At 69.9% G+C, this 17,941-nt stretch carries 12 protein-coding genes and 1 pseudogene; 8 read left to right on the forward strand and 5 right to left on the reverse strand.

Going from position 1 to position 17,941, the window contains the following annotated elements:
- Window positions 1–229: 229 nt before the first annotated feature.
- On the forward strand, window positions 230–1,633 hold the full coding sequence (locus P8T65_RS07415) for a glycoside hydrolase family 16 protein (RefSeq protein ID WP_316724564.1): 1,404 nt from the start codon (window positions 230–232) through the stop codon (window positions 1,631–1,633).
- 345 nt (window positions 1,634–1,978) lie between these two features.
- Here the strand turns inward: P8T65_RS07415 and P8T65_RS07420 are convergent, their stop codons facing one another.
- From P8T65_RS07420 to P8T65_RS07430, 3 genes are all read right to left on the reverse strand, one after another.
- Window positions 1,979–3,034 carry a S1 family peptidase gene (locus tag P8T65_RS07420; protein WP_316724565.1) on the reverse strand — a complete coding sequence of 352 codons (1,056 nt, stop codon included), beginning with the start codon at window positions 3,032–3,034 and terminating at the stop codon, window positions 1,979–1,981.
- 62 nt (window positions 3,035–3,096) lie between these two features.
- Window positions 3,097–3,960 (reverse strand): SGNH/GDSL hydrolase family protein, encoded by an 864-nt coding sequence (locus P8T65_RS07425; RefSeq protein ID WP_316724566.1) that lies wholly within the window; start codon window positions 3,958–3,960, stop codon window positions 3,097–3,099.
- Between the two features lie 314 nt (window positions 3,961–4,274).
- Window positions 4,275–4,703 carry a transposase domain-containing protein gene (locus tag P8T65_RS07430; protein WP_399098498.1) on the reverse strand — a complete coding sequence of 143 codons (429 nt, stop codon included), beginning with the start codon at window positions 4,701–4,703 and terminating at the stop codon, window positions 4,275–4,277.
- A gap of 337 nt (window positions 4,704–5,040) precedes the next feature.
- On the opposite strand from P8T65_RS07430, the pseudogene P8T65_RS07435 reads away from it, so the two are divergent.
- The 7 genes and pseudogenes from P8T65_RS07435 to P8T65_RS07465 form a co-directional block, all read left to right on the forward strand.
- Window positions 5,041–5,334, forward strand: a pseudogene (locus P8T65_RS07435) (transketolase-like TK C-terminal-containing protein); the annotation flags it as partial.
- Between the two features lie 73 nt (window positions 5,335–5,407).
- The gene (gene zwf, locus P8T65_RS07440) at window positions 5,408–6,937 is read left to right on the forward strand and encodes a glucose-6-phosphate dehydrogenase (RefSeq protein WP_316724567.1); all 1,530 of its coding nucleotides are present in this window, start codon (window positions 5,408–5,410) and stop codon (window positions 6,935–6,937) included.
- Window positions 6,934–7,872: a glucose-6-phosphate dehydrogenase assembly protein OpcA gene (gene opcA / locus P8T65_RS07445; RefSeq protein WP_316724568.1), complete on the forward strand. Its 939-nt coding sequence runs from the start codon at window positions 6,934–6,936 to the stop codon at window positions 7,870–7,872. Before zwf ends, opcA begins: the two co-directional genes overlap by 4 nt.
- 50 nt (window positions 7,873–7,922) lie before the next feature.
- Window positions 7,923–8,807, forward strand: coding sequence for a phosphogluconate dehydrogenase (NAD(+)-dependent, decarboxylating) (gene gnd, locus P8T65_RS07450; RefSeq protein ID WP_316731512.1), 885 nt, complete (start codon window positions 7,923–7,925; stop codon window positions 8,805–8,807).
- Between the two features lie 199 nt (window positions 8,808–9,006).
- Complete coding sequence (locus P8T65_RS07455; protein ID WP_316724569.1) at window positions 9,007–11,889, forward strand: peroxidase family protein; 2,883 nt, start codon at window positions 9,007–9,009, stop codon at window positions 11,887–11,889.
- A 72-nt stretch (window positions 11,890–11,961) separates the two neighbouring features.
- Window positions 11,962–13,434: a hypothetical protein gene (locus tag P8T65_RS07460; RefSeq protein WP_316724570.1), complete on the forward strand. Its 1,473-nt coding sequence runs from the start codon at window positions 11,962–11,964 to the stop codon at window positions 13,432–13,434.
- A 119-nt stretch (window positions 13,435–13,553) separates the two neighbouring features.
- Complete coding sequence (locus P8T65_RS07465; RefSeq protein WP_316724571.1) at window positions 13,554–15,029, forward strand: pentapeptide repeat-containing protein; 1,476 nt, start codon at window positions 13,554–13,556, stop codon at window positions 15,027–15,029.
- A gap of 73 nt (window positions 15,030–15,102) precedes the next feature.
- On the opposite strand, the gene P8T65_RS07470 is transcribed toward P8T65_RS07465, so the two are convergent.
- The gene (locus P8T65_RS07470) at window positions 15,103–16,893 is read right to left on the reverse strand and encodes a TIM barrel protein (RefSeq protein ID WP_316724572.1); all 1,791 of its coding nucleotides are present in this window, start codon (window positions 16,891–16,893) and stop codon (window positions 15,103–15,105) included.
- A gap of 130 nt (window positions 16,894–17,023) precedes the next feature.
- Complete coding sequence (locus P8T65_RS07475) at window positions 17,024–17,899, reverse strand: shikimate dehydrogenase (RefSeq protein WP_316724573.1); 876 nt, start codon at window positions 17,897–17,899, stop codon at window positions 17,024–17,026.
- Window positions 17,900–17,941 lie beyond the last annotated feature (42 nt).

The following is a 17,941-nucleotide window of genomic DNA, read 5'->3' on the forward strand; positions in this document are numbered from 1 at the left end:
CAGCCGCAAGGTAACGGCGTGGGGACGTGGACACCTCCCGAGACGGCCGATCTTCATATCGTGAACTCGCCGCCCCCGCACGGACTTTCTCCGCTTTAACTCTTGACGGCCGCGGCGCCGGAGCGCACATTGACCGCACGCTCTTCTTTGAGAGCGCTCTCAGGACGGGACTCCGCGGAGCGCTCCCCCACACCCGCGCAATTCACTCCGTACACCCGAAGAGGCCGCCATGAGTGAAACCCCCGGCATACCCGACCGCGGCGCGCCCGTGGGACGCCGCCGCCCCCTGCGACGCGCGTTCCTCGCCGTGGCCACGGCGCTGGCCCTGGCCACCGCCTGGGCGACGACCGCGCAGGGCGCCGCCCCCACCCCGCCCGCCGGCTGGACGCAGGTCTTCGTCGACGACTTCAACGGCACCGCCGGCACCGGCGTCAACACCTCCAACTGGCAGTACGCGACCGGGACTTCGTACCCCGGCGGTCCTGCCAACTGGGGTACCGGCGAGGTCGAGACGATGACGAACAGCACCGCCAACGTCTCCCTCGACGGCAACGGCAATCTCCGCATCACCCCGATCCGGGACGCGGCCGGCCGCTGGACCTCGGGCCGGATCGAGACCAACCGCACCGACTTCCAGCCCCCGGCGGGCGGCAAGCTGCGGGTCGAGTCCCGGCTCCAGATGCCGAACGTCACCGGGACGGCCGCCGAGGGCTACTGGCCGGCATTCTGGATGCTGGGCGCGCCCTACCGGGGCAACTACCAGAACTGGCCGAGCGTCGGCGAGCTGGACATCATGGAGAACGTGCAGGGCCGCAACCAGGTCTGGGCCACGATGCACTGCGGCACCAACCCCGGCGGCCCGTGCAACGAGACGACGGGTATCGGCAACTCCACCGCGTGCCCGAACACGACCTGCCAGTCCGGGTTCCACACCTACACCATGGAGTGGGACCGCTCGGTGACCCCGGAGACGATCCGGTTCCTCGTCGACGGCACCCAGTTCCACTCGGTCAACGCCAACCAGGTCGACGCGACCACCTGGACCAACGCCACCGACCACGGGTTCTTCATCATCCTGAACGTGGCCATGGGCGGCGCCTTCCCCGACGCGTTCGGCGGCGGTCTGGACGGGGACACCCGCTCCGGTGTCCCGATGGTCGTCGACTACGTGCAGGTGCTGTCGGCGGCCGGGGGCCCCACCACGCCGCCGCCGACGGGCACCCGGGACGCGTACAGCGCCATCCAGGCCGAGTCGTACAACAGCCAGAGCGGCACGCTCACCGAGACCACGACCGACACCGGCGGCGGACAGAACATCGGCGCCCTGGCCAACGGCGACTGGGCGCTCTTCCGACACGTGAACTTCGGCTCCACGGCCGCGACCCAGTTCGTCGCCCGGGTGGCCTCCGGCGCGGGCGCGGGGGTGAGCGGCCTGGTCGAGGTGAGGCTCGACAGCCGTTCGAACGCACCGGTCGGCAGTTTCTCGATCGGCAACACCGGCGGCTGGCAGTCCTGGCGGACGGTGCCCGCGAACATCAGCGGGGTCACCGGCACCCATGACGTCTATCTGACCTTCACCAGCGGACAGCCGCAGGACTTCGTGAACGTGAACTGGTTCAACTTCGGCCGCTGACAGTCGGCTTGGCTGAGGCACGACTCGGGTGCGGGGCGGGCTCCACTGCGGTGGAGCCCGCCCCGCACCGCGTGTCAGCGCATCTCCGCCCGGAACGCCAACCAGCTGACCCATCAGCAGGTGGGAAAGAGCTCATTGACCTTTCCCGTCATGCCCGCGAGAAGCTGGACACTGTCGCCGCCGAACTCATCGGCCGCCCACGCAAGACGCTCGGCTGGGAAACCCCGGCCGAGCGTCTGTCCAAACCGCCCACGGTCTGATCAACCGAACCTGTCTTGCAGCGATCCTCGAATTCCTGGATCTGACGGACCGTTGGGCCGCGGGAAGCCGCCGTCACATCGGAGGTCAGGGAGCGACCTTGATGAAGACGTCATCGAACGGATTGGTGCTCTTGGCAGGGGTGGCGGACAGCGGGACGTGGTAGGCGACGTTGTTGAATCCCACCTTCTCGCCGCACAATTGCTTGTCACCTTGCTTGAAGGTGCTTCCTCCACTGTGGACTGCGACGGCGTTGACAGCGGTGTTGTTGCCTGCCGCCGGTCGGGTATAGACCGCACTGCCACTGTCACCGGGCTCCGAGCACAGATCGCTCTGGATCACACCATTTATCTGCGTACTTGGCCGGGAACCCGACGCTGCATAGGTGACCCGGGTGTTCACGAGAGTCACCTTCCCGCAGGTCGTTCCGGTGGTGATGCCGTGCTTGCAGATCTCCGTGCCGACTGTCGGTTCGGTGATTCCCCGGACCGGGTGGGTCCCGCTGTCGTCAGCGACCTGGGGCAACGCGTCGTTGGTGTTGGGGCTGTCGTTCAGGGCGTATATTCCGTGATCGGACGGGCCGTAATTGAATGAGTGCCCGGTTGCCCTCACCGAGCCGATCAGGGCGGTCTGCTGGTTGGCGGCGGTCTGGGGGCTGAAACAGTGTCCTGCGGTGAGGAATCCCGACTGCCCGTCGGCGAGCCCGACGGCGAAAGCCGCCGTGCATGCCCCAAAACCGACGTCACCGATCGACGCACCGCCGCTCACGTTGATATGCGGGACCGGCGCCGAAGCTTTCTGGACCGTTACCGTGACATCGTCACCGAATTGGAGTGCTGCCTCCGCAGCGACCGGCAGACCCGCTGGGACGAAAAGGTGCACACCGATCCTGTCTGCGATCGGATCGATGCCGACCGAGAAGGCGTCCAGCCCAGGGATGTCGGCGGCATTAACAAGATCGAGGACCTCGTCGCGCCGACTGGCATCAGCAGCCTTTACAGTGTTGGCGGTACTGGCTCTGCCACTGTCCTCGTTGGCGATACCAATGCCGGCGGCGACGCTGAGGACGGTGAGCAGCCCGAGGCCGAAGGCGGCGGCCTTGAGAGGCCGAGGACGTCGAGCGCGAGAGCCTTTGGGGGGCATGAGTGGGTGCACTCCTTACAGGATGTGGCGCGGACCGGAATGATCGGTCCTGAGGTGGATGGCTAGTTGGCCTGAGGCCCGGTGGTGCCGCCCAGGGCGGCCGCGAAGACCGCGTCGGCCATGGCCGCGTGGCCGTTCGCGTTGGGGTGGTAGGCCGCCCCGGTATCCAGCTGCGCGATTGCGTCGCTCACCTGATTCATCCACAGATCGCCGGTGTCACACACCCGGTGGCCGTTGAAGAGGCCATCCGGATCGGCGTACTGAACCCGATCGCTGGCCGCCGCCACTTCCCGGATCAGATCATTCATCACATCTTGAAGGCCCCTCATACGGTCCCGGTTGTCTTCCGAGATGGACAAGGCGCCGCAATCTCCGGTGGCGAAAATTTTCGGATACCCGGAAATGACGATGTTGGCGATCGGCGCCCGGCTGCGTATCTGAGCGAGGAGATCGGTGAGCGGCTGCCGCAGCGCCGAAATATTGGGACTGGCTTCGTTCAACGCCTGCGTGCAGACCGCCGAACCGTTCAGGACACAGGTTCTCGCGACGTCGGCGAAGTGCACATCATTCCCACCAATAGTGATGGTCACCATTTCGACAGAGCCTGTTACGTTGCCGAGCTGCTTGTCGATGACATCCTGTATCTTCGCTCCGGTGCATGCCAGGTTGAACATGCTGGACGACTTGGACGGTTGCTCGGAGGCCACGTATTTCGCGAAGAAGAGATTCGGATAGGCTAAGTCGTTCCTCTTGCAAGTGGTGTTGGCAGCCCCCGTGTAGGTACTGCTCGCGCCGTGGCCAGAGGAGTACGAATCTCCGAGTGCGACGTAGTCGAGGGTGCCGTCGATGGTATTGTCGGCGGCATTCGCCGCGAACACGACGATGCCCGACAGTCCGACTGCTGCCAATCCGGCGAAAAGTCGCATCTTGAATCGCCGCTTCTTACGTGACCTGCCGCCTGCCATCGGTGATCCCCTTACGCTCTCACCGGGACCGTCGACTCGCGACGACGGTTTCCCAACCGGTGTCCGTGAATGACATCGATGAACCTAGGATCGATTTGGCTCGACAACCAGGGGCAAATATCCTTACTCGCTGGTAAATGTGTGCGGTCGAGGGTGACGCCGGACACATGACAGGGGCCGTTGCATGATCACGTTTCGTCCGGATGCCGTGCCGGCCCTTCCGCGGAGGGGGCACCGCGGTTCGGGCAGGGAGCGGACGCAGTGCAGGCACGGTCTCAACCGCCGAGCACCTCGCCCGCTCGCTTGGGATGGCGCCAGGTGAGCGCCTCCTCATCGGGCACGTGCGGCAAAGTGCCGTCCACGGCCACGGTCCGAAGCCCTCGATAGGACGAACCGGCCTGCCCAAGGTGGGCGACGGGCCCGGCGAGGATCTCGAACAGCCGCCGCAGCGGTGCCGCTCCTATGCGCCGTCGGGCCCGGGAAAGTGAGGAGACCGCCGGACGCACCGACGGCAGTCCGTCCAGCCCCGCCGTCAGCTTGCCCCACACACACCGGTAGGAGCAGTTCTCGAACAGTGCCAGCGCGAGGACGAAGTAGACCACGACCCGGGACGGAAGCAGCCGCAGCCGCTTCTCGCGTGACCCGGCCTCCTCGATCACCGCGTCCACCAGCATGAAGTCCACGGTCTGCGTCAGCTCGCCCAAGTGACCGGGCGCACACAGACCCCCGGCCGCCTCGGCCGTGCGCGTGATACAGACTTCTCCTGCGACGGGACTCCCGGTGATCACCTTGCTTCGACAACAAGTTGATCTATCAGGACGTCCCGTTGCGTCATTCACCCGGGCTCGACCTGCGACTCAAGACTCAGACGCAACGGTGTTGGCATGGAAGTCGACGAGGGCGGACCCCACCCAGGGGTACATCCACGTGCCAGAGCCAAAGGTCCCCATCGGGCCGATCCACATGCCGGCAACGGAGAGTCCGCGATCGACGGGGAACGGAAAGGCCTTGATCCGGTCGCCGTCCGGGAAGTCTCTGTCCATGATGCCGTCGGTGGAGTGGTTCGAGGAACAGCCGCGCGAATATCGCGAGAGCGTGGTGCCGCCGTCCGTGCGGGCCCGCGTGGCGGTCGAGGCGGGGCTCGATCTGACCTGGTACCGCTACGTCGGTGACCACGGCCGCATCGTCTCCCTCGAACACTTCGGCGCCTCCGCCGACGCCAGGACCCTGTTCGCCGAGTACGGCTTCACCGCCGAGAACGTCGCCGCCGTGGCGAGGAGCGTGCTCGACCGCACGACTCGGCCCGGCACCGACGCGGCCGGCACGCGCGCCTGAAGGAAGATGATCACTGTCGACACGACGCCGCAGGCCAGGGGGAGTTCTTGAACAGCAAGGGAGTTGATGGGGAATGACCACCGAGTGGCGCAATCCGCTCCGGGACGCGGAGGACCGCCGGCTCCCGAAGATCGCGGGCCCGTCCGGGCTCGTCATCTTCGGGGTGACCGGTGACCTGTCCCGCAAGAAGCTGATGCCGGCCGTGTACGACCTGGCCAACCGGGGTCTGCTGCCCCCGGGCTTCTCGCTGGTGGGGTTCGCCCGCCGGGACTGGGAGGACGAGGACTTCGCGCAGATCGTGCACGACGCGGTCCGCGAGCACGCCCGCACCGAGTTCCGCGAGGAGGTCTGGCAGCAGCTCGCCGAGGGGATGCGCTTCATCCCGGGCGACTTCGGTGACGACGAGGCGTTCAAGCGGCTCCGCGAGGCCGTCGAGGAGCTGGACGGCTCCCGGGGGACGGGCGGCAACTTCGCCTTCTACCTCTCCGTGCCGCCGAGCATGTTCCCGAAGGTCGTCAAGCAGCTCAAGAAGCACGGCCTGGCCAGTCCGCCCGAGGGTTCCTGGCGGCGCGCGGTCATCGAGAAGCCGTTCGGCCACGACCTGGCCAGCGCACGCGAGCTGAACGCGGTCCTGCATGAGGTGTTCGACCCCGAGCAGGTCTTCCGCATCGACCACTACCTCGGCAAGGAGACCGTCCAGAACATCCTGGCGCTCCGCTTCGCCAACCAGATGTACGAGCCCATCTGGAACCGGAGCTACGTCGACCACGTGCAGATCACCATGGCCGAGGACATCGGCATCGGCGGTCGCGCCGGGTACTACGACGGCATCGGCTCGGCCCGAGACGTCATCCAGAACCACCTGCTGCAACTGCTGGCCCTGACCGCCATGGAGGAACCGGCGGCCTTCGACGCCGAGGCGCTGCTGGCCGAGAAGCTGAAGGCGCTCAAGGCCGTGCGGCTGCCGAAGGACCTGGGCCGGCACACCGTGCGCGGCCAGTACGCGGCCGGCTGGCAGGGCGGCGAGCGGGTGCGCGGCTATCTGGAGGAGGAGGGCATCGACCGGTCCTCCACCACGGACACCTACGCGGCGGTCAAGCTCGGCATCGACAACCGCCGCTGGGCGGGCGTCCCCTTCTATCTGCGCACCGGCAAGCGGCTCGGCCGCCGGGTCACCGAGATCGCGGTGGTCTTCCAGCGCGCCCCGCACTCCCCCTTCGACTCCACCGCCACCGAGGAGCTGGGGCAGAACGCGATCGTCATCCGGGTGCAGCCGGACGAGGGGATGACCGTGCGCTTCGGCTCGAAGGTGCCGGGTACCTCGATGGAGATCCGGGACGTCACGATGGACTTCGCGTACGGCGAGTCGTTCACGGAGTCCAGCCCGGAGGCGTACGAACGGCTGATCCTGGATGTGCTGCTCGGCGACGCCAACCTCTTCCCCCGCCATCAGGAGGTGGAGGAGTCCTGGAAGATCCTCGACCCGATCGAGGAGTACTGGGCCAAGAACGGCAGGCCCGCGCAGTATGCCTCGGGTGGTTGGGGTCCCGCGGAAGCGGACGAGATGCTCGCACAAGACGGACGGAGCTGGCGCAGGCCATGAAGATCGACCTGACTGACACCACGGCAAGCAAGATCAACAAGGCCCTGGTGCAGGGCCGCCGGGCCATCGGCACGCCCGCCGTGGGCATGGTCCTCACGATGGTGATCGTGACGGACGAGGAGAACGCGTACGACTCGATCAAGGCCGCCGAGGAGGCCTCGCACGAGCACCCCTCGCGCACCCTGGTCGTCATCAAGCGGCACGCCCGCACCCCGAAGGACCGCACCAAGTCGCACCTGGACGCCGAGGTGCGGGTCGGCGCCGACGCGGGCACCGGCGAGACGGTCGTGCTGCGGACGTACGGCGAGGTCTCCGACCACGCCGACTCCGTGGTCCTGCCGCTGCTGCTGCCGGACGCGCCGGTGGTGGTGTGGTGGCCGGTGGACGCGCCGGAGAACCCGGCGAAGGACCCGCTGGGCGCGCTCGCGCAGCGCCGGATCACCGACATGTACGCCGTGGAGACCCCGCTCGCCGCACTCGAACAGCGGGTTTCCTCCTACACCCCCGGCGACACCGACCTCGCCTGGACGCGGCTCACGCCGTGGCGCTCCATGCTCGCGGCCGCCCTCGACCAGGCCAAGGAGACCATCACCTCGGCCGCCGTGGAGAGCGAGGCCGACAACCCCAGCGCCGAGCTGCTGGCCCGCTGGCTGGAGGCCCGCCTCGGGGTGTCCGTCGAGCGCGTGCTGACCGCCGGGCCGGTGGTCACGGGCGTACGGCTCGGCACCGCGAGGGGCGAGGTGGTCATCGACCGGCCCGAGGGGCCGCTCGCCACGCTCACCCTGCCCGGGCAGCCGTCGCGCACCCTCGCCCTGAAGGTCCGCGCCACCTCCGAGCTGATCGCCGAGGAGCTGCGCCGCCTCGACGCCGACGAGATGTACGCCGTCGCCCTGCGGGGCGGCGCGGGCGACGGGCAGACCGCCGCCGATGACTGACACGCCTCCGCTCGACTCCCGTATGGAACAGGTGAACTGACATGGCAACGATGCAGCTGGGTCTCATCGGTCTCGGCAAGATGGGCGGCAACATGCGCGAGCGGATCCGCCGCGCCGGCCACACCGTCGTCGGCTACGACCGCAACCCCGAGGTGTCCGACGTGGGCAGCCTCGCCGAACTGGTCGAGCGCCTCGACGGGCCGCGCACGGTCTGGGTGATGGTCCCGGCCGGCGCTGCCACCCAGTCCGTCGTCGACGAGCTGGCGGAGCTGCTGTCGCCGGGCGACACTGTCGTCGACGGCGGCAACTCCCGCTGGACGGACGACGAGAAGCACGCGGCCGAGCTGGGCGCGAAGGGCATCGGCTTCGTCGACGCCGGTGTCTCCGGCGGCGTCTGGGGCCTGCAGAACGGCTACGCCCTGATGGTCGGCGGCGACGAGGAGCACGTCGAGCGGCTCCAGCCGATCTTCGAGGCGCTCAAGCCGGAGGGGCCGTACGGCTATGTCCACGCCGGCAAGGTCGGCGCCGGTCACTTCTCCAAGATGGTCCACAACGGCATCGAGTACGCGATGATGCAGGCGTACGCCGAGGGCTGGGAGCTGCTGGAGAAGGTCGACTCGGTGACGAGCGTGCGCGAGGTGTTCCGCTCCTGGCAGGAGGGGACCGTGATCCGCTCGTGGCTGCTGGACCTCGCCGTCAACGCGCTCGACGAGGACGAGCACCTTCAGAAGCTGCGTGGCTACGCCGAGGACTCCGGTGAGGGCCGGTGGACGGTCGAGGCCGCCATCGACCACGCGGTGCCGCTGCCCGCGATCACCGCGTCGCTGTTCACCCGCTTCGCCTCACGCCAGGACGACTCGCCCCAGATGAAGATGATCGCCGCGCTGCGCAACCAGTTCGGCGGCCACGCGGTGGAGTCGATGAAGGGGAAGTAGACGCCGATCGGACACATCCCCGCACTCCTCGGGGTGCGGGGAACCGGACCTTCCGTAGCATTGTCGGCAGATGTGCACATGGCGTGAACTGTCGCTGTGGCCGGAACCGCGCCACCGGTAGCGTGCGGCCCCTGTCCCGTATGCATCGCGTGCGCATGAGTGCGCGTACATACGCAGCGCGTCGGTAGGGGGAGCGGCGATGGCCGAGACAGGGCAGCACGATCAGCGCTACGAGCGGTACGACGGGGGCAGCCCCGAGGCCGAGCGGCTCGTGTTCGAGCGGTTGGCACGGGAGCTGATGGAGGTCCAGGTCAGAAACCGGCGGGCCGGGGGCGGTGGCCTCGCTCGGGCGTTCCACGCGAAGGCGCCGCTGGGCGTGGAGAACGCGCGGCTGCGGTTCCACGACGACCTGCCGGTGGCGTTGCGGACCGGGTTCGCGCAGCCGGGTGCCGACTACCCCGCGGTGGTCCGGCTGTCCAACGCGAGCGGGATCCGGCAGGGGGACGGCTCACCCGATCTGCGGGGCGCGGCCGTGCGGGTGCGGGTGTCGGAGGGGGTGAGCCACGATCTACTGGCCACCAGTTTCCCGGTGTCGCACGCGAGCGACGCGCGGGAGTTCGTGGCGTTCGCCAAGGCCATGGCGGGAGCCCGGAGTCGGCTGCGGAAGGCGTTCGCACTGTTCGTGAAGCTGCCGCTGGCGGTGGGGCCGAGGACGGCCGCACGGATGCGGCGCAATGTGACGGCGGCCACCCGACGGCCCGTCAACTCCCTGGCCACCGAGACCTACTGGAGCCGCGGCGCCATTCTGTGGGGCGACGCCGGTCCGGTGCGCTATCTGCTGCGGCCCGCGCCCGGCACACCGGCGGCGGCCGAGCCCGATCGCCGGGACCCGGACTTCCTGCACCGGGAGCTGGCGCGGCGGCTCGGGCAGGCGGACGTGGCGTTCGATCTGTGCGTGCAGCGGTACGTGGACGAGCGGCGCACACCGGTCGAGGACGCGGCGGCGGAGTGGAAGGACGCGGTGGCGCCGGCGGTGCCGATCGCCCGGCTCACCGTCCCCGCACAGAAGCTGGACGGGGCCGAGGCTCGGGCGGCGGCACGGCGGATCGAGGACCTGACCTTCAATCCGTGGTACACGACCGATGATTTCCGGCCATTGGGCCATATCAACCGGGCCCGGAAGGCCGGGTACCGGGCGAGCGGCGCGCACCGCCTCGGGCAGCGCTTCGTCACCGAGGAACCCCTGCGCAACAAGGTGCTCGGCCGTCTCGTGGGCCCCGCGCTCGGGCTGCTGAACCGTGCCGTGCCGTGGCACCGGCTGCCGTTGTCGCTGAGTCTGCTGAACCTGGTCTTCCTGCGGAAGACGCTGCGCCGGCTGAACCTGATCGACACCGAGGTCCGCGAGGCCCCGCCGAAGGCCCAGCCCGTGCCGGAGCCGATCCCGGAGCGGCTGCGCACGGAGCGGTCGTACGACGGGACGTACAACGATCTGTCGGAGCCGGCGATGGGCGCGGTGGGGGCCGCGTTCGGGCGGAACCTGAAGCCGGACTACCGGCCGGACACCTTCGACACACCGAACCCGGTGACGGTCAGCAGGCAGCTGCTGCACCGGGAGAGCTTCGTGCCGGCGACCTCGCTCAATGTGCTGGCGGCGGCGTGGATCCAGTTCCAGGTGCACGACTGGGTGAACCACCGGCGGTACAAGACCGGTGACCGCAGTGTGGAGGTGCCGCTGCCGCCCGGCTACGACGGGACCTGGCGGAACGTGCCGGGCGGCCCGACCGAGCGGGTGATGCGGTTCGCCGAGAACGAGGGCCTGGAGGTGCCCGGCCGCCCGCCGATCCTGTTCGCCAACTCCGCCTCGCACTGGTGGGACGGCTCCGAGGTGTACGGCGAGAACGAGCGGACCGCACGGTCCCTGCGCGAGCCGGACGGGGGCGCGAAACTCCGCCTGGAGGACGGCCATCTGCCGGGCGGCACCCACGGCATCCCGCTCACCGGCTTCAACGAGAGCTGGTGGATGGGCCTCAGCGCCCTGCACACGCTCTTCGCGCGGGAGCACAACGCGATCTGCGACGCGCTGCGGGCGCAGTACCCCTCGATGAGCGAGGAGAAGATCTACCAGACGGCCCGGCTCGTGGTGTCCGCGCTGATCGCGAAGATCCACACCGTGGAGTGGACGCCCGCGATCCTGGCCACCGAGGCGATCGATCGCGCGCTGCGCACCAACTGGTCGGGCCCGCCGAAGAACTGGCTCAACCAGCTGGGCCTGTGGCTGTTCGAGGCGCACTCGCTGACCGGCATCCCGAAGACGCTGCCGGACCACCACTCGGCGCCGTACTCACTGACGGAGGACTTCACCACCGTCTACCGTATGCATCCGCTGATCCCGGACGACTTCGAGCTGCGGGAGCACCAGTTCGGGCGGCGGCTGCAGACGGTGGGCTTCCCCGACATCCAGGGCGGGGCGGCCGAGGCGCAGATCCGGAAGACGGGACTCGCGAACGCGCTGTACTCGTTCGGGATCGCCCACCCCGGCGCGATCACCCTGCACAACTTCCCCCGCTCGCTCCAGCGCTTCGAGCGGGACGGGGAGATCATCGATCTGTCGGTCGTCGACCTGGTCCGCACGCGCAGGCGGGGGGTGCCGCGCTACAACGACTTCCGGGCCGGGCTGCACCGGGGGCGGATCCGTTCCTTCGAGGAGCTGACCGAGAACCCCGAGACGCTGGCGCGGCTCAAGGACGTCTACCGGGACGTGGACGAGATCGACACCGTGGTCGGGCTGTTCGCGGAGAACCCGCCGGAGGGCTTCGGCTTCAGCGACACCGCCTTCCGGATCTTCGTCCTGATGGCCAGCCGACGGCTGCAGAGCGACCGCTTCCTGACGGTCGACTACCGGCCCGAGGTCTACACACCGCTCGGCATCGACTGGGTCGAGAAGGGCGGCATGAACGCGGTGGTCCAGCGCCACTGCCCGGAGCTGGCACCCCTCCTGCCGCGCGACGCGAGCGCCTTCGCGCCGTGGCGGACGGTGCCCACGACCGGCACCACCGGTACGACCGACGGCGGTTCACCATGACGCCGTGACAGACGACCCGGGGTCATGTGTCACGTGGTGCCCCGGGTCCGAACGACAACGGGGGGAACACGCATGACCTTCACCGACAACCACTCCGAGCTGCCCGGAGACCCGGAGCCGTCCGCGATACCCGGGGCGGGCGAACAGCTCGCGGTCCAGGAACAGCCCGGCACCGGCGTGGGCACCACCCACCCGGGGCTCGCCGACCTCTTCGACCGTCCGCTGCTGCGGACCGTGTGGCGCCGCCGCACCCACCGTGTGAGCCGGGGTGCCAAGGTGTCCGCCGGGACCATGACCTACACCTCCCGCAACGCGGCCGAGCCCCTGACCGAGCTGGAGGAGGCGGTGCTGATCGCGATCACCGGCACCACCGGCCTCACCATGCCCGACCGGCCCTTCGAGGACCCGGACAACGGCACCCCCATCATGTCCAAGCCCAACCTGACGATGGCGGGCCGGACCGCGGGCAGCCCGGACAACGCGCAGGGCACCCACTTCTTCCTCGTCAACGACTCGGGCACCTACTTCCTGCGCAGGCTGGAGCCGGCACCGGACGAGCCGTTCGACGCCGAGACGCTGATCGCCCGGGCCCGCCGGGCGAAGGTGAAGGTCCTGGACCACCGCCTCGACGTCGCACCGGACCAGCGGGACTTCCCGGCGTACCTGGACTCCAACCGCTTCCTGTCCAACCTGCCGGGCACGACCCTGCTGTTCCCCGTGGTCGACCTCTCCCACCAGTACGTGAACGCGCTGATGTACCTGCTCACCCAGCCGGACGGGGCGCGTCCGACCTTCGTGGACGACCGCAACTTCTACCGCCCGGCCGGGGTCCGCGCGTGGGTGCGGAACGGGTTCCTCAACGGGGACCTGAAGCTGCCGCTCGGCGCGCTCGGCCCCATGCGCACCCAGATCGAGGCGGACCTGCTGCTGCAGAACCTGATGCTCACGGCCGAGGCGATGGGCCTGGGCGCCTGGATCCACGCCACCATCAACCCGCAGATCGCCCTCGGCGACCCGAAGTTCTCCCGCAGGTACGGCAGGATGCTCGGCTTCGACTTCGTCACCCCGCGCTGGCGCCCGGCCGACATCTGGCGCTGGCACATCCCCCTGCCGAAGTACGCGAACGTGCGCGCGCACCCGGTCCGGCTGCCCTCCCCCGACGGCGGCGCGCCGCTGATCGCCGCCGCGTGCCCACCCGTGTTCGGGACCATGTCGGAGGCGGTGCGGAGAATCGTCCGGGACAAGTTCGGCCGCGGCGGCGTCTACACCGACCGGGACGTCTTCGCCCGGATCTACCGGGAGGACTACGGGCAGCGCTATCTCACCGAGGCCAGTGAGTACGAGGAGCGGGTGATCGAGTGCGCCCGTGACGTCTGCGAGTACATCCTCCGCACGCACGGCCGCTTCCCGGCCCACACGGACGCGATCCACGTCCCGGGCGTGTGGCTCCAGGTCCACCACGTGGAGAACGAGTACTACGAACGCTTCTTCACCAACGGCCTCACGGACGCGCACCGCGCGCACGCCGGGGCGTGGGGGCACTAGAGGGAGCACTGAAGGGAGTACCGAGGGGCGGCAGGGTGTGTCGTTCGGGATCCGGCCGGAACGTGCGGCCGGATCGCGGTAGTTGACAGGTACAAGCGTCGCGGGTGAGATTCCCGTTGATGATGATCAACGATCTGACGGCGGCCGAGCGGCGGGTGTGGGACGCCTTTCCGCTCGGCGCGGCGGTGGACTTCGGGGCCGCGGACCGCCCGACCGCCGAGGACGGTGCCGCCGTGGACGGCGCCGGTTGGGGTCCGGAACGGACCGTCCGGGCGCGGGTGCTGCGGGCGTTGCTGCTGACCGCTCCCCAGGAGGAGGGCGAGGTCGCGGCCCTCAAGATCGAGGGCGCCCGGATCACCGGCCGCCTGGAGCTCAAGTACGCGACGGTGGAGAGCGTCGTACGCCTCAGCGGCTGTCGGTTCGACGAGGTGCCCGACTTCTCCGGCGCGCACTTCAACTACCTCAATCTGTCCAAGTCCACCCTGCCCGGCCTGCGTTCGGCACGGGCCCGCGTGGACGGCGGGCTGCGGCTGACGGAATGCCGTTTCGGGGGGCCGGTGAAGCTCACCGGGGCGCAGATCTCCGGGACCCTGTTCATGGAACGCGCCGAGTTCACCGCGTCGGACGGGGAGCCCGCGCTGCGGCTCACCCAGGCGGAGATCGGGGAGGAACTGTGCGCTCCCGGACTGCGCGCGGACGGTGAGGTTCGGCTGGGCGGCGCCCATGTCGCCGGCAAGATCGACCTGCGCCGCGCCCGGCTGCACCGGCCGGGCGGTACCGCCCTCGCCGCGGAGACCCTCGCCACCGAGTCCGATGTCGTGCTGCGGCACGCGGACGTACGCGGGCGGGTGGAGCTGCGCGGGACCCGCGTGGGCGGCTGGCTGGAGCTGTCCTACGCCCGGTTGTCCAACCCCGGCGGTACGGCGCTGCGGGTGAGCAGCAGTGTCATCAGCGAACTGTGGCTGCGCGAGGGCCCGCCGGTGGAGGGCGTCCTGAACCTGCGCCGCGCCCAGATAGAGGTGCTGTTCGTGGAGCCGGACAAGCTGCCGGACCAGGTCCTGCTGAACAGCCTCTCCTACACCTCCCTGATCCCGCACGTGCCCGCCGAGCGGCGGCTGCCGATGCTGGAGCGGGACGGGGAGGGGTATCTGCCGTACGCCTACGAGCAGTTGACCGCCGCGTACCGCCGGATCGGTGACGACGACGCCGCCCGGCGGGTCCAACTCGCCAAGCAGCGCCGCAACCGGGCCACGCTCCGCTGGCACGGCCGGCTCTGGGGCTACGCCCAGGACGCCACCGTCGGCTACGGCTTCCGTCCGCTGCGCGCGGCGGTCTGGCTGCTGTCGCTGATGGCGGTGGGCTCGCTGGCGTACGCGGTGCGGACGCCCAGCCCGCTCAAGGCGGACGAGGCCCCGGAGTTCAACCCGGTCTTCTACACCCTCGACCTGCTCCTCCCGATCATCGACTTCGGGCAGGAACGGGCCTACGCGCCCGAGGGCTGGTCGCAGTGGCTGTCGTACGTCCTCGTCATCACCGGCTGGATCCTGGCGACGACGGTCGTCACCGGTGTGACGCGTACCGTCAGCCGCCAGTAGCCTCCGGCTCGCGTGCGTGCACCTCCCGTGCCCACGGCGCCCGCCCCTCCGCCTCCCGTCCCTCCGGCTCCCCTCATCCGACCGGTCGTCGGACGTGCTGGGCGGCGAGGCGCACGGGCGCGTTCTGCGCGCCGTAGCCCTGGTACCCGGTGTCGCGCTGGACGAGCTCGAAGAAGACCCGGCCGACGGTCTCGGTGTAGCAGTGGCGGAACGCGCCGCCCGCGTCACGGTCGTAGAGGATGCCGAGTTCCCGGTACGTCTCCAGCTCGCCGTCGGCGAACTCGAACCGTGCGGCCAGGTCGTCGTGGTAGTTCGCGGGGACGGCCAGGAGCCGGCCCCCGGCCGCGCGGAAGGCGCGGGCCGCGGCGACCACGTCGTCCGTGGCGAAGGCGATGTGCTGGGCGCGGGCCGTGTCGTCGGTCGGCGCGGGGCCGACGCTGAGGGCGATCCGCACGCGGCCGTCGTCGTTGGTCACCGGACGGCTGCGGAACAGGCCGTAGGGGTCGGCGACATCGACGCTGTCGCTGGCGTGGAGGCCGAGCACCGTTCGGTGGAAGAGCGCCGCCTCGTCGAACTGGTGCCAGGGCTGGGTGAGCGCGAGGTGGTCGACGCGGTGGACGTGGCCCGCGGCCTCGGGGTGTGTCACGGGCCGGAAGTCCCCGGTCCAGCTGGGGAGTCCGGGGCGGTCCGTCGCGCAGAAGAAGAGTGCGGTGCCGTCGGGCGCGGCGACCGCTTCGAGCGGGGCATCCTCGGCGGCCCTGCGGCGCGGCAGCACCGGCGCGAGCAGGGCCTCGGCGCGGCGGGCGGCGCCGGCCGGGTCCGGTGACTCCAGTCCGATCGCGGCGAGCTGGGTGCCCTCGCGCCGGGCCGCCGCGCCGGTGTTGACCAGCACCCGTGCCTCGCCCTGCCGCCACAGGTCCACCGGCTTGCTGCGATGGCGCGCGGTGCGGGCGAAGCCGAGCGCGCCGAGCAGCGCGGCGACGGGTTCGGCGTCGGGGGTGACCAGCTCCGCGAAGGCGACGCCCGTGGGCACCACCCGCTCCGGCAACGCGGCGATGCCGGCCGCCTCCTGGAGCATCAGCAGCGAGCGGTGGGCGTCCACGGCGGTGGGGCCCGCCTCGGCCTGCCGGAAGACGTCGTTGAAGACCTCCAGCGACAGCGGCCCGTCGTATCCGGCAGCCCGCACGTGTCCGACCAGTCCGGTGACGTCGAGGCCACCCTGACCGGGGAAGCAGCGGTAGTGCCTGCTCCACTGCAGCACGTCCATCGCCATCAGCGGGGCGTCGGCGAGCTGGAGGAAGAAGATCTTCTCGCCCGGGATGTCCTCGATGCCCTTGGGATCGGAGCCCCGGGCCAGGATGTGGAAGCTGTCCAGGCATGTCCCGAGCGCCGGATGGTCGGCCGCCTCCACGATGCGCCACGCATGGTCGTACGTACTGACGTGCCGCCCCCACGCCAGCGCCTCATAGGCGACCCGGGCGCCGAACTCCTCGGCGACAGAAGCGAGTTGCCACAGCTGGTCGGCGGCGAGCGCGTCGTCGTCCTTGGCGAGCGGATGGACGCTGGAGCAGACGAGCACCGTGTCGCAGCCGAGCCTCCCCATCAGCTCGAACTTGTGCCGGGCCCGCCGCAGGTTCGCCTCGAACAGGTCCGGCGGCACGGCCTCGATGTCCCGCATCGGCTGGTAGAGATCGATGCTCAGCCCGAGATCCGCACAGCGGGCCCTGATCTCCTCGGGCGTGAGCGGACTCGCCAGCAGATCGTTCTCGAAGATCTCCACCCCGTCGAACCCGGCCCGCGCGGCGGCGGCGAGCTTCTCGGTGAGGGACCCACTGAGAGAGACGGTGGCGATGGATGTACGCATACAGAACTCCTAGAAACCCGGCTCGCGCCCTGAAAGGGGCGCGGGGCGTGACATTGTGCGGCTCCGCCGCGAGGGCGCCACCAGCCACGACGAACCCGCGGCCGACGCGCGCGACCGACCGTCGCGGCGCTTAGTTACGGGCGCCCGCGACCCCGGCCAGCTCCTCGATGTCCGCCAACATCCGCGAAGCGTCCGGCTCACGCCCCGTGAACAACCGAAACGCGTCGGCCGCCTGGAACACCGCCATCCCTCCCCCGTCCAGCGTGGCGCAGCCAAGATCCCGCGCGGCCCGCAGCAACGCGGTCTCCAACGGCCGGTACACCACCTCCGCCACCCACAGCCCGGCGTGCAGCAACTCCGCGGCGAACGGCAGCCCGGGGTGCGCGGCCATCCCCGTGGGCGTCGCGTGCACGACCCCGTCGGCCGCCCCCAGCAGCGCCGGCAGCGCGTCCGGCGTCGCCGCGGCGGCCCGTCCCGTACCGAAGTGCCGGTCGAGGGAGGTCGCGAGGTCCGCCGCGCGGTCCGGCATCGCGTCGACGACGGTGACGTGCTCCGCGCCGAGCGTGAGCGTGGCGTGGGCGACGGCCGCGCCCGCGCCCCCGGCGCCGAGCTGCACCACCTTCTCCAGGGGGACGTCGGGCAGCCCGCGCGCGAAGGACGCGGCGAAGCCGGTGACGTCCGTGTTGTGGCCGATGGCGCGGCCGTCCTCGAAGACGACCGTGTTGACGGCGCCGAGCGCGGCGGCCTGCGGGGCGAGTCCGTCGAGGTGCTCGATGACCAGCTGCTTGCAGGGATGGGTGATGTTCAGCCCGTCGAAGCCCAGGTCGCGGGCACCACGCACCAGGTCGCCCACCGCCTCCGGGGCGAGGCCGAGGTCGTCGATGTCGATCAGCCGGTACAGATAGCGCAGACCCTGCCGGTCGGCCTCCCGCTCGTGCAGAGCGGGGCTGAGGGACGGCCCGATGCCGGAGCCGACGAGGCCGACGAGATACGAGTCCTTGGCCACAGCGGCCCTCCCGGCGAGATCTAATGTACGAACTAGTACGTT

Source organism: Streptomyces sp. 11x1 (assembly GCF_032598905.1).
GTDB lineage: Bacteria > Actinomycetota > Actinomycetes > Streptomycetales > Streptomycetaceae > Streptomyces.

Coding starts and splice junctions, on each gene's coding strand:
- gnd (WP_316731512.1), top strand. CDS start 7,923: ATGCAGCTGGGTCTCATCGGTCTCGGCAAGATGGGCGGCAACATGCGC.
- P8T65_RS07465 (WP_316724571.1), top strand. CDS start 13,554: ATGATGATCAACGATCTGACGGCGGCCGAGCGGCGGGTGTGGGACGCC.
- P8T65_RS07460 (WP_316724570.1), top strand. CDS start 11,962: ATGACCTTCACCGACAACCACTCCGAGCTGCCCGGAGACCCGGAGCCG.
- P8T65_RS07420 (WP_316724565.1), bottom strand. CDS start 3,034: ATGCCCCCCAAAGGCTCTCGCGCTCGACGTCCTCGGCCTCTCAAGGCC.
- P8T65_RS07455 (WP_316724569.1), top strand. CDS start 9,007: ATGGCCGAGACAGGGCAGCACGATCAGCGCTACGAGCGGTACGACGGG.
- P8T65_RS07425 (WP_316724566.1), bottom strand. CDS start 3,960: ATGCGACTTTTCGCCGGATTGGCAGCAGTCGGACTGTCGGGCATCGTC.
- P8T65_RS07470 (WP_316724572.1), bottom strand. CDS start 16,893: ATGCGTACATCCATCGCCACCGTCTCTCTCAGTGGGTCCCTCACCGAG.
- P8T65_RS07415 (WP_316724564.1), top strand. CDS start 230: ATGAGTGAAACCCCCGGCATACCCGACCGCGGCGCGCCCGTGGGACGC.
- opcA (WP_316724568.1), top strand. CDS start 6,934: ATGAAGATCGACCTGACTGACACCACGGCAAGCAAGATCAACAAGGCC.
- zwf (WP_316724567.1), top strand. CDS start 5,408: ATGACCACCGAGTGGCGCAATCCGCTCCGGGACGCGGAGGACCGCCGG.